The 10,957-nt window shown below is 58.0% G+C and carries 11 protein-coding genes; 5 read left to right on the top strand and 6 right to left on the bottom strand.

The window, feature by feature from the left end; translation table 11 throughout:
* Positions 1–154 precede the first annotated feature (154 nt).
* Positions 155–1,621 (top strand): leucyl aminopeptidase, encoded by a 1,467-nt coding sequence (locus ACN0TS_RS00740; RefSeq protein WP_417257407.1) that lies wholly within the window; start codon positions 155–157, stop codon positions 1,619–1,621.
* A 5-nt stretch (positions 1,622–1,626) separates the two neighbouring features.
* Positions 1,627–2,103, top strand: a complete 477-nt coding sequence (locus ACN0TS_RS00735) for a DNA polymerase III subunit chi (RefSeq protein ID WP_417257406.1) — start codon at positions 1,627–1,629, stop codon at positions 2,101–2,103.
* Between the two features lie 3 nt (positions 2,104–2,106).
* Here the strand turns inward: ACN0TS_RS00735 and ACN0TS_RS00730 are convergent, their stop codons facing one another.
* The 3 genes from ACN0TS_RS00730 to ACN0TS_RS00720 all read right to left on the bottom strand — a co-directional run bounded on the left by ACN0TS_RS00730 (position 2,107) and on the right by ACN0TS_RS00720 (position 5,336).
* Positions 2,107–2,685, bottom strand: coding sequence for a retropepsin-like aspartic protease family protein (locus ACN0TS_RS00730; protein WP_417257405.1), 579 nt, complete (start codon positions 2,683–2,685; stop codon positions 2,107–2,109).
* 31 nt (positions 2,686–2,716) lie between these two features.
* Positions 2,717–3,346: a MarC family protein gene (locus tag ACN0TS_RS00725; protein WP_417257404.1), complete on the bottom strand. Its 630-nt coding sequence runs from the start codon at positions 3,344–3,346 to the stop codon at positions 2,717–2,719.
* 136 nt (positions 3,347–3,482) lie between these two features.
* Positions 3,483–5,336: an ABC-F family ATP-binding cassette domain-containing protein gene (locus ACN0TS_RS00720; protein WP_417257403.1), complete on the bottom strand. Its 1,854-nt coding sequence runs from the start codon at positions 5,334–5,336 to the stop codon at positions 3,483–3,485.
* Positions 5,337–5,496: 160 nt separating this feature from the next.
* Here ACN0TS_RS00720 and ndk point away from each other — a divergent pair, with 160 nt between their 5' ends.
* The gene (ndk, locus tag ACN0TS_RS00715) at positions 5,497–5,919 is read left to right on the top strand and encodes a nucleoside-diphosphate kinase (RefSeq protein ID WP_417257402.1); all 423 of its coding nucleotides are present in this window, start codon (positions 5,497–5,499) and stop codon (positions 5,917–5,919) included.
* 92 nt (positions 5,920–6,011) lie between these two features.
* Here the strand turns inward: ndk and ACN0TS_RS00710 are convergent, their stop codons facing one another.
* Positions 6,012–6,350 (bottom strand): TfoX/Sxy family DNA transformation protein, encoded by a 339-nt coding sequence (locus tag ACN0TS_RS00710; protein WP_417257401.1) that lies wholly within the window; start codon positions 6,348–6,350, stop codon positions 6,012–6,014.
* A 342-nt stretch (positions 6,351–6,692) separates the two neighbouring features.
* Positions 6,693–7,523 (bottom strand): 3-deoxy-8-phosphooctulonate synthase, encoded by an 831-nt coding sequence (kdsA, locus tag ACN0TS_RS00705; protein ID WP_417257400.1) that lies wholly within the window; start codon positions 7,521–7,523, stop codon positions 6,693–6,695.
* A gap of 286 nt (positions 7,524–7,809) precedes the next feature.
* On the opposite strand from kdsA, the gene ACN0TS_RS00700 reads away from it, so the two are divergent.
* Together ACN0TS_RS00700 and ACN0TS_RS00695 are read left to right on the top strand one after the other, a co-directional pair.
* Complete coding sequence (locus ACN0TS_RS00700) at positions 7,810–8,025, top strand: DUF1127 domain-containing protein (protein ID WP_417257399.1); 216 nt, start codon at positions 7,810–7,812, stop codon at positions 8,023–8,025.
* 278 nt (positions 8,026–8,303) lie between these two features.
* Entirely contained in the window at positions 8,304–9,791 is a 1,488-nt protein-coding gene (locus ACN0TS_RS00695; RefSeq protein ID WP_417257398.1) for an NAD-dependent succinate-semialdehyde dehydrogenase, read from the top strand.
* Positions 9,792–9,873: 82 nt separating this feature from the next.
* Here the strand turns inward: ACN0TS_RS00695 and ACN0TS_RS00690 are convergent, their stop codons facing one another.
* On the bottom strand, positions 9,874–10,854 hold the full coding sequence (locus tag ACN0TS_RS00690; RefSeq protein WP_417257397.1) for a zinc-binding dehydrogenase: 981 nt from the start codon (positions 10,852–10,854) through the stop codon (positions 9,874–9,876).
* Positions 10,855–10,957: the final 103 nt, after the last annotated feature.

Below are 10,957 nucleotides of genomic sequence, written 5' to 3'. Positions count from 1 at the left end.
GGACATGACGCAGCATCTGGGGGACTTTAGCGTTATGCGCGTGGGTCTGAAAGCGGGAAAGTGCTCTGGTCACGGTGGCGCGCGCCCGTTACCAATAGCACAAAGCCATTTGGCGCTGATTTGCGCCGACCGTTAGACACCTTAGGAGTTGACCATGACATCACCCGCCGCATTGACCGTAACCGATCTCGATCTTGACGCCATTGAAGCCTGCTCGGCGAGCGTGGCCGTTTTGGTTGGTAGTGACCGGAAAATGGGCCGTGCGGCCCGTCGTGTGAACCGTCTGACCAAAGGCGCTGTTAAACGCGTGGTCGAGAGCGACGGCTTTGCCAAACTGGAAGAGGGCGATGCCATCACTCTGTCGTTTCCTGTGGGCATGGCCACCGAGACGCTTTTGGTTGTCAAACTGGCCCGCAATACCTCTCCCGATCTGGCCCGCAAGGCAGGGGCCACAATCGGTGCGGCTATGGGCAAGGCGGGGGCATTGATCTTGTCGACCAATTCCAAACGCGGTGGCGATATTGCGCTTGGAGCCTTGCTCAAGGCCTATAAATTCACCGACCACACTTCCGAGGGGCCGGCCTCATCTGTCCCTACTGTGACCTTGGCTGTGACCAAACCCGAGGACGTGGATGCGGCTTCCGTGACGGCATTGGCCGAGGGGGTCTTTTTCACCCGTGACCTCGTGACCGAACCTGCGAACGTGTTGACCACCACCGAATTTGCCGCGCGTCTTGAGGCGCTGACCGCCTTGGGCGTCGAGGTTGAGGTGCTCGACGAGGACGCTCTTGAGGCGCTTGGCATGCGCACGCTACTGGCCGTGGGGCAGGGATCGCGCAGCCCGTCCAAGGTCGTGGTGATGCAGTGGAACAAAGGCCCCAAAGGGGACGCGCCTCTGGCCCTCGTGGGGAAGGGCGTCGTGTTTGACACCGGCGGCATCTCCATCAAACCCGCCGGAGGTATGGAAGATATGACAATGGACATGGGCGGCGCGGGCGTCGTGGCCGGTGTGATGAAATCCATCGCCCTGCGCGATGTCAAAGCCAATGTCGTGGGTCTCGTCGGCTTGGTTGAAAACATGCCAGACGGCAATGCAACCCGTCCGGGCGATGTGATCAAATCCATGAAGGGCGACACAGTCGAAATCATCAACACCGACGCAGAGGGCCGCATGGTTCTGTGCGATGTGATGTGGTATGCGCAAGAACGCTTTGCTCCGCGCGGCATGATTGATCTGGCGACCCTCACAGGCGCGATCATCATCGGCTTGGGCCATGAGAATGCAGGCGTCTTCTCCAACGATGATGCGTTCTGTAAATCCTTCCTCAAGGCCGCTGAAATCGAGGGCGAGGGCGCATGGCGGATGCCACTGGGCACGGCTTACGACAAACAGCTTAAATCCGATGTGGCCGATATGAAAAACGTCGGGGGCCGTCCCGCAGGGTCGATCACGGCGGCGCAGTATCTGCAACGCTTTGTCAAAGAAGGCACACCGTGGATTCACCTCGACATCGCGGGTGTGGCCGATGTCAAAGCGCCGACAGCCTTGGCTCCGAAGGGGGCGACGGGATGGGGCGTTTTGGCGCTCAACCGTCTGGTTGACGATCTGGCGGCGGAATAAAACGGATGGGCGCTGCCTATTTCTATCACCTGACACGCAACCCGCTCGACGTGACTTTGGCCACTTTGGTGGAAAAGTCGCTCGGCGCGGGCTGGCGTGTCGAGGTGCGCGGACGCAGCCTTCAGACGCTTCAACGTCTTGATGCAAGCCTCTGGCAACGTGAAGGTTTTTTGCCGCATGGGGTTGCGGGCGGTGAATATGATGCCGAACAACCCGTGTTGTTGACCACGGCAACGGGCGGCAATGGGGCGCAGTGCCTGATGTCGATCGAGGGGGCCGAGGTGTCGACCGAAGACATCGCAGCGGCGCAGCGTGTGTGTATCCTGTTTGACGGGCACGATGGAGAGGCTGTGGCCCATGCCCGCACCCAGTGGAAATCGCTCACCGATGCTGGCTGCGCGGCACAATACTGGTCCGAGGAATCGGGACGGTGGGAGAAAAAGGCCGATACAGACGATAAAAAAAAAGCGTCAGAGTCCTGAGGCCTACCGTGTGAGGATCAACCTGTCGCGGCTGATCTCGATCTTTTCAAACCGCTGCAAATACTCCATGCCCAAGAGCGACCCGAACAGTTCACCGTCGGTCACATAGGCTTTTACGCGGTCGTCCTGAATGCCGCCAAGCTCAAGCGTGTCGATGCGCACGGGGGCGGTTCGAACGGTGCCATTGGCGGTTTGCGCCTGTCCGACAAAGGCCAGATCATCGACGTTGATCCCGACCCGTGCGGCGTCCTCCGCCGAAAGCACCACGTTGGACGCTCCCGTGTCGACCAGAAACTCGATAGGGGCACCATTAACGCTCGCTGTGACCACATAGTGGCCGCTCCGGTCGCGGGGGATCTCGACGACGCCATTGCCGTGGTTGATCTGCGCGGGGGAGAGGCGGGGTTTCACATCGGTCCACAGGCCTACCGCCGCGATGATCCCGATAAAGATCAGGGCCCAAAGCACAGCATGACGCACCATCTGTCCCATCCGCTTGCGATTGGCGATCAGATAGTAAAAGCCCACTGCGCCAAGCAGGAGCGAAAGGTAGAGAACACGGGCGCTGTCATCACTGGTCATGAGATATAGATAGGGGCGCGCGTGCGGAATGTCAGTAGGACAAAGTGAGCACATCGCGCACACCGTCGATCACGAATTGGACAGAGAGTGCAGCGAGCAGCATCCCGAAGATGCGCGTGACCACATTGATCCCCGTTGCCCCAAGTATCTTTTCCATGAAGCCAGAGACGAGAAAGAACAGCAAAACGATTAGCAGAACCGAGACCAAAACCGCTTCGATGATCAGCGCGCCGACGACGCCATTGCTTTGATCTATCAACAAAATCATCGATGTAATCGCACCAGGGCCCGCAAGAAGCGGCGTGGCCAATGGAAAGACGGACGGGTCTTCGACGGGTTGGTGTTCGGGGTGTTGCGCGTGCTCTTCGCGGCGTTTCGAACGTTTCTCGAACAGCATTTCAAGAGCGGTGAGGAACAACAAAATGCCCCCAGCAATGCGGAACGCGGGCATGGAAATCCCCGCGAAGGTCAGCACTTGATCGCCGAAAACGCCAAACAGGGTCAGAATGCAAAAGGCGATAAACACAGCGCGAAACGCGATGGAGCGGCGGTGCTTGGCGGTTGATCGAGGTGTCAGACCCACAAACAGCGGCGCAAGACCGATGGGATCAATGATCACGAAGAGCGTCACAAAGGCGGTGATGATCTCGGTGTAGGGCATGAGCAGTCCTGTGTCTAAGAGCCGTTAGCTCTGCACCCAAACATAGGCGAGGGTCGAACGCAATCTTTGTGAATGAAGGGGCTGGCCTGACGTCGTGGTGCTGAGACCGCCGTCATCAGGTCGAAAGGGGCAGGGATCAGCCCTGCGCCGCTTCCAGTTTCTCAAGCGCGATCATCCACAACTCTTCGGCGCGTTCTTGGGCTGCGCAGACTTCGGCGTACTTCTTTTGCCAGATGACAGCCGCTTCCTTGTCCTCGTAGAGCGCGGGATCAGCCAGTTTGACCTGTAGCTTTTTGGACATGTCCTCAAGCTTGTTCATGCGCTCTTCGCATTTTCTGGTTTCCGCTTTGAGGGCTTGGATGTCTTCGCGTGTGGCTTTGCGGACGGGTTTGGGAGCCGGTTTGGCTTTCTTCTCGGCCTTGGGCTTTTCGTCGCCTTGCAACAGCAACTCGCGGTAGGCTTCCAAGTCCTCGGTATAGGGGGAGACACGACCATCTTTGACGAGCCACAAACGGTCGGCCACGAGCGAGAGCAGGTGCATGTCGTGCGACACCAGAACCACAGCGCCCGTATAGGCGGTCAGTGCCTCGACAAGCGCCTCGCGGCTTTCAATATCGAGGTGGTTGGTCGGCTCATCGAGGATCAGAAGGTGCGGTGCATCAAGCGTAGCAAGGAGCAGCGATAGGCGAGCCTTTTGTCCACCCGACAGTCGACCCACTTCGGTATCGGCCTGATCGGCCCCCAAACCAAAGGTTGCCAGTTTGGCGCGCAATTTGGGCGGCAAGACGCCGGGCATGGCGGATTGAAGGTGCTGAATCGGTGTCTCGTTGAGGTGCAATTCGTCCACTTGGTGCTGCGCGAAAAAGCCGATGCGCAGTTTGTTGTGGCGCGTCAGGCGACCACCCATTGGGGCCAAACGGTCCGAGAGCAATTTGGAGAGCGTCGATTTGCCCTCGCCGTTGCGGCCCAACAGGGCGATGCGGTCGTCTTGGTCGATGCGCAGATCAAGTTTGCCGAGGATTTGCTTGCCATCATAGCCCACGGACACGTTTTCCATGTTGATGATCGGCGGTGAAAGCTCTTCGGGTTCTGGGAAGGTGAAAACAACCCGCGCGGCATCCTCAGGCGCGGTGATTTTCTCCATCTTTTCAAGCATCTTGACGCGGGACTGCGCTTGTTTCGCTTTTGAGGCTTTGGCCTTGAAACGATCGACAAAGCTTTGCAGGTGTTCGCGTTGTTGGTCCTGTTTCTTGGCTGCGGCCACAAGCACGGCGCGTTTGGCGGCGCGGGCCTTGGCAAAATCGTCGTAGCCGCCTGTGTAAAGCGTCAGTTTCTTGCTCTCCAAGTGCAAAATCGCGCCCACGGCGCGGTTCAACAATGCGCGGTCGTGCGAGATGAGCAGCACGGTGTGGGGGTATTTTCCAAGGTAGGTTTCGAGCCACAGCGCGCCCTCAAGGTCGAGGTAGTTGGTCGGCTCGTCGAGCAGCAGGAAATCGGGCTGCGAAAACAATACGCCCGCAAGCGCCACACGCATCCGCCACCCGCCGGAAAAGGCGGAGCAGGGCATGTGGATTTCGGCCTCGGTAAAGCCCAAGCCTTTGAGAATGCTTGAGGCCCGCCCTTCGGCGCTCCACGCATCAATATCGGCCAGACGGGTCTGGATGTCGGCAATGCGGTGCGGGTCCGTGGCTGTCTCCGCCTCGGCCATCAACGCGGCGCGTTCCTCGTCTGCGGCCAAGACGGTGTTGAGCAGCGAGACCTCGTTGCCGGGCACTTCTTGCGCCACTCCACCGATACGGGCGCCGCGCGGAATCTCAATCGACCCGCCTTCGAGGCCAAGCTCGCCACGGATGATACGGAACAGCGTGGTCTTGCCCGCGCCATTGCGGCCGACAATACCGACCTTGTGGCCGGTGGGGACGGTGACAGACGCGTTCTCGATCAGAGTGCGGCCTTCGACGGAGTATGTGATATCGTGGATTTTAAGCATGGGGCTTCCATTGCCTGTGTTTGCGTCCCGCGTCAATCGCAGCTTTCGCAATCATTGCTTTTCAAACGCGCATCCGCGTGATAATCGGCGCGCAATCATCGGGTGTGGCGTCGAATGTCGCGCTCGTTATCGCCATCAACGCAATTAAATGAGGTCCATCATGGCTATTCAGCGCACATTCTCCATCATCAAACCAGACGCCACCAAACGCAACCTGACTGGCGCAATCGTTGCCAAGTTCGAAGAAGCAGGCCTGCGCGTAGTTGCATCCAAGCGTATTCAGTTGACCCTTGCTCAAGCACAAGAATTCTACGGCGTTCACAAAGAGCGTCCCTTCTTTGACGAACTGTGTGAATTCATGATTTCCGAGCCAATCGTTGTTCAGGTTCTCGAAGGCGAAGACGCCATCGCGAAAAACCGCGAAGTCATGGGCGCAACCAACCCTGCCGACGCTGCTGAAGGCACAATCCGCAAAGAGTTCGCACTCTCCATCGGTGAGAACTCCGTTCACGGGTCCGACGCTCCAGAAACAGCCGCAGCAGAAATCGCATATTTCTTCTCCGGTCTCGAACTGGTTGGCTAAGGTCGTCTGACTTTACAATGCTTTTGAAAGGCCGCCCCATCGTGGGCGGTCTTTTGCATATGTGGATCGTGGTGTTCGGGGCAGGGTGACGCTTAGCGTCTTGTGCCTGTGCCAATCGCGTCCAAAATGCGCTCGATCCCTGTCGGGGCGGCATCTTTGTCGTTGAGAGCGGCGGCTTTAAGCGCATCAAACCGTTTGCGCAGGGCCTTTTTCTCCTCCCCTTTACAGTCATTCCACGGACGCCCCTGTAGCCCCATGACAAGGGCGTAGTATCCAATGAAATGCGGTTGTGAGCCGTGGGCCAAGAGTTTGCTATAGGCCGCATCTGCGCCCAAATCACGCAATTGCTCGGCACTTGTGATGCCTGCGCGCGCAAAGCTGGCGTCAGAGGCAGGGCCGAGATTTCGGATGGTCGAGACAGGTGATGACATGCGAAGGCCTCTATTGGTGGCGCATCGCCAGTTTAGTCACGGACTTAAGGGGGGAAAACCTTAGATGTCGGCCCAATCGCGAAAATTCACGGGTGCTGTGTCTGTCGGTTTGCGTGGACCCGCAGGAGCCGTTTTGACGGGTTGACGGGGAAGCGGTTGGGTTGCCGTTGCCATGTTATGCCTCATATTTTTTGTTCTTTTGTGTGCCCATAAGAATAAAACACTTTGCCGAGTGCGCGGCTCAATTTTGACCATTACATGCCAGTTTGCAGTGAATTGTGACAAAACTGCCTAGACGTGCGGGCGTTTTGGTAAGGGTTTATTGACCTTTGGCGCAGAGCCTTAGCGGTCTTTGACCACCTTATCTATCGCATGCAGCGTCTTCAGAAGCGGGCCGAGATCCTCGATACGGATCATGTTGGGGCCGTCCGAGGGGGCGTTGTCAGGGTCTTGGTGCGTCTCGATAAACAGACACGCGGTGCCGACAGCAACAGCGGCGCGGGCCAGTGGTGGCACCATCGTGCGGTCACCACCCGATGCGTTGCCTTGTCCGCCCGGTTGTTGCACCGAATGGGTGGCGTCAAAGCACACGGGATAGCCCGTTTGTGCCATACGCGGCAGGCCGCGAAAATCGCTCACTAGCGTATTGTAGCCAAACGACGTGCCGCGTTCACACAGCATGATGTTGGTGTTTCCCGTTGAGGCGACTTTCTCGGCGACATTGTCCATATCCCACGGCGCAAGGAATTGACCCTTTTTGATATTGATTGCCTTGCCTGTCTTGCCTGCGGCCAAGAGCAGATCAGTCTGGCGGCACAAGAAGGCAGGGATTTGCAGCATGTCCACGGCTTCGGCGGCTGCGGCGCATTGATGGGTTTCATGCACATCGGTAATCACAGGACAGCCGAATTCGTCGCGGATTTTCGAGAGGATGCTCAGCCCCGCCTCGGCCCCCAATCCGCGTTGGCCGCTCAAAGAGGAGCGGTTGGCCTTGTCATAGGAGCCTTTGAAGATGAACGGCGTGCCTGTGGACGCACAGGCTGTTGCGATCTTTTCGGCCAGCATCCGTGCGTGGTCGAGGCTTTCCAACTGACACGGCCCCGCAATCAGGCCAAAGGGCAGATCGTTGGACAGGGTGACGTTGCCGATGGTGATGGGGGTTGCGCGTGTCATGTCGAGGCCTCTTTGGATGTGTGTTCATAAATCACGGAACCCGCCTTTGGGGCAAGGGATCACGCAGGAGTGACGGGGCGAAGGCTTGATTCATGATGTGGGGTGGGGCGCGTCGGCTATGCGAAAACAGTGGGAGCTATGCAACAGGCGCATAACGGGTTGACCGTCTTGTCGGTTGTTCCAAAGCGCTTTTAGGCCCATTTATGTCTCATCCGAAACGGGCCGTAGTTCAAAGGCCCATCACTCAAAAGGGCCTTACGGAAAGGCCCGAATACTGGAGACCGATATGGCCTATGCAGCTCACACACTCTTTTCTCACGATCCACTTGCCGCGCGTTTCACACGTGCTGTTGAAGGCATGCGTCACTGGCGCGCACAGCGCGTCGAGTTCGATAAAGTCTACAACGAACTGGCTCAGATGACAGACCGCGACCTCGCCGACATCGGCATTTCGCGTGGTCAAATCCGCGATATCGCGAAGCAGGCCGCAGACGCCGTTTGATCGCTAAACATCCCTCGTGATCGGCACCTCCTCCCGCTGATCAGCATGAAACCCGCACCGTTTGGCGCGGGTTTTTGTGTGTCTTTGGTCCTTGTTGCGATACTTTGCCGCTGTGGAAGACGTCCGTGAGCGGGTTGCCGATGGCGTGACGCGGATTATGTTGAACGTAAAGACGACTTTGCTCACGCGGGAAGATCTCGCCATTTGCGTGTCGCGATATCCCATGTGCCTCGCCCGTTCTGGTGCGGGGGATCACTTCCAACAGAGAGATCATAGCCATGCCCCTGTTCTTTGACATCCACGCGGATCGGCTGCGCAATCCTGACTTACTCAAACAAGCGGCTTATGTAGCTGGCGATTGGGTCGCCCAAGCCGCCGATGGCGCGATGTTTGACGTCACCAACCCTGCGACGGGGGACACGATTGTCCAACTGCCTGACCTCGGGGTTTCCGAGACGCGTAGGGCGATTGACGCGGCTTATGTGGCGCAGGTCCAGTGGGCCAAGAAAACGGGCAAAGAGCGTGCGGGCGTTTTACGCGCATGGTTCGATTTGATGGTCGCCAACGCCGATGATCTCGCGGCGATCCTGTGTGCCGAAATGGGAAAGCCCTTGGCCGAGGCCAAGGGCGAAATCCTCTATGGGGCGAGCTTCATTGAATGGTTCGCGGAAGAGGCCAAGCGCATTTATGGCGATCTCATTCCCGGACATCAGCCAGACAAGCGGATCATGGTGATGCGCCAACCTGTTGGTGTGGTGGCGTCGATTACGCCGTGGAACTTCCCCAACGCCATGATTGCTCGCAAGGTCGCACCTGCGCTTGCTGTGGGATGTGCCGTTGTGGCTAAACCCGCTGCCGAGACGCCCCTTTCGGCCTTGGCGATGGCCGCACTTGCCGCGCAAGCAGGGCTGCCTGAAGGGCTGTTCAGCGTGATTACCTCGACCACTAGCGCGCAGATTGGCCAAGAATTTTGTGACAACGAAAAAGTGCGCAAGCTGACCTTTACAGGGTCGACCGAGGTTGGACGTATTCTGATGCGTCAATCGGCGGATCAGGTCATGAAAACCTCGATGGAGCTTGGCGGCAACGCGCCGTTTATCGTGTTTGATGACGCCGATCTCGACGCCGCCGTTGAGGGCGCGATGATCTCCAAATATCGCAATAACGGCCAGACCTGTGTCTGCGCCAATCGCATTTATGTCCAAGCGATCGTGTATGATGCCTTTGCCGAGAAACTCACCGCCGCCGTGAAAGCAGTAAAGGTCGGTGACGGATTTGAGGAGGGTGTCACAGCGGGGCCGTTGATTGACGCCAAAGCCGTTCGGAAAGTCGAAGCCCATATCGCCGACGCGGTGAAAAAAGGGGCAACGGTTTTGACAGGTGGCAAGCCTCATACCCTTGGCGGCACCTTTTTCGAACCAACGGTTTTGACGGGCGTGACCAAAGATATGGTCATCGCCACTGACGAGACCTTTGGCCCTGTCGCGCCGTTGTTCAAATTCGATAGCGTTGATGATGTGATAGCACAGGCCAATGACACGATCTTTGGACTGGCGTCCTATTTCTACGCCAACGACCTCTCGCGGGTGTGGAAGGTGGCCGAGGCGCTTGAATACGGGATGGTCGGCGTCAATACGGGGCTGATCTCAACCGAAGTAGCGCCCTTTGGCGGCGTCAAACAATCGGGGCAGGGGCGCGAAGGCTCAAAATACGGCACAGAGGACTATCTCGAAATGAAATATGTCTGCTTGGGCGGTATCGACTAAAGCGAATACTTAAACGCCCCGCCGCCGTTGACCGTGTGGTCGCGGGGGACGGGGCGCTTTCATTGCCATTGGTGCGTTTGGTTTATGGGCGCAGCAGCACTTTACCTGCGCGGCCAGGTGTAAGGGCGGCCGTCAACGCGTCACTGATCTGGCCGAGCGGGAAAATGCCGCCATCTTTGAGCGTCAATGTGCCGTTCGCGGCAAGTGTCACAAGCTCGGTGATCAACCGTTTGCGTTCCTCTGGCTCCATTTCGGCGCTGACGCGTGAGCCCCAGAATCCTTTGACGGTGATGTGCTTCATGATCAAGGCACCGGAGGACAGCGGCATTGGTGCGCCCGTTGCTGTTCCGAAGACAACAAGTTCACCGTCCACACCAAGCAGGTCAACAAGCTCTGCGGAAATCTCACCGCCAACGGAATCAATGGCTGAGGTTGCGCCTTTCGCGCCGATGAGTGCCTGTGCGGCCTCTTTCCACCCGTCGTCAGATGTGGACAAGATGTTTTCCATCCCGAGGGCTTCAAGCTCCGCGACGGCTTCACTGCGGCGCACAAGGTTCAGCAGGTGAATGCCGCGTGATTTGGCGAGGACGGCCATGATCTTGCCAACGGCGCCGTTCGAGGCGGTCTGGATGATCCAGTCGCCGCTTTTGGCTTTGAGCGTTTCAAGTAGGGACAAGGCGCTAAATGGCATGGCGATCAACTGTGCGCCGACGGTATCCGAGATCATGTCGGGCAGGGGCAGAACGCCGGCAGCGGGGGCGGTGAAGTAGTCCGCCCAAGAGCCGTGGATGCCAGCGACCGTGATCCGCTTGCCAATCATCGCCGCGTCAACCCCGTCGCCTACGGCTTCAATTGTGCCAAGAGCTTCCGAGCCGCCAATGGCACCAGGAAGGTCGGGTTTGTAGCCGTAGTTGCCACGGATCGTCCACAGATCGTGATTGTGGATGGGCGAGAGGGTCATTTTGACAAGCACTTCGCCTGCGGCAGGGGCCGGTTTGTCCGTCTCTTGCAGGGTCAGGACGTCGATGGGTTCACCGAAGGTGTCGTGGATGGCGGCTTTCATAGCGGTATTGTCCTTTTTAAGAAGGCCTTTTGCGGGAGCGCAGGGGCCTTGGGTGTCTGTGTTCTGCGTCTCACCTATGACAAAATAGACCAGTCGTCTAGAG

It is taken from the genome of Celeribacter sp. (genome assembly GCF_048266405.1).
GTDB lineage: Bacteria > Pseudomonadota > Alphaproteobacteria > Rhodobacterales > Rhodobacteraceae > Celeribacter.
Note: the sequence above shows the minus strand (reverse complement) of the source record. Positions and strands in the feature narration are given on the sequence as shown.

Coding starts and splice junctions, on each gene's coding strand:
- ACN0TS_RS00740 (WP_417257407.1), top strand. CDS start 155: ATGACATCACCCGCCGCATTGACCGTAACCGATCTCGATCTTGACGCC.
- ACN0TS_RS00735 (WP_417257406.1), top strand. CDS start 1,627: ATGGGCGCTGCCTATTTCTATCACCTGACACGCAACCCGCTCGACGTG.
- ACN0TS_RS00730 (WP_417257405.1), bottom strand. CDS start 2,685: ATGACCAGTGATGACAGCGCCCGTGTTCTCTACCTTTCGCTCCTGCTT.
- ACN0TS_RS00725 (WP_417257404.1), bottom strand. CDS start 3,346: ATGCCCTACACCGAGATCATCACCGCCTTTGTGACGCTCTTCGTGATC.
- ACN0TS_RS00720 (WP_417257403.1), bottom strand. CDS start 5,336: ATGCTTAAAATCCACGATATCACATACTCCGTCGAAGGCCGCACTCTG.
- ndk (WP_417257402.1), top strand. CDS start 5,497: ATGGCTATTCAGCGCACATTCTCCATCATCAAACCAGACGCCACCAAA.
- ACN0TS_RS00710 (WP_417257401.1), bottom strand. CDS start 6,350: ATGTCATCACCTGTCTCGACCATCCGAAATCTCGGCCCTGCCTCTGAC.
- kdsA (WP_417257400.1), bottom strand. CDS start 7,523: ATGACACGCGCAACCCCCATCACCATCGGCAACGTCACCCTGTCCAAC.
- ACN0TS_RS00700 (WP_417257399.1), top strand. CDS start 7,810: ATGGCCTATGCAGCTCACACACTCTTTTCTCACGATCCACTTGCCGCG.
- ACN0TS_RS00695 (WP_417257398.1), top strand. CDS start 8,304: ATGCCCCTGTTCTTTGACATCCACGCGGATCGGCTGCGCAATCCTGAC.
- ACN0TS_RS00690 (WP_417257397.1), bottom strand. CDS start 10,854: ATGAAAGCCGCCATCCACGACACCTTCGGTGAACCCATCGACGTCCTG.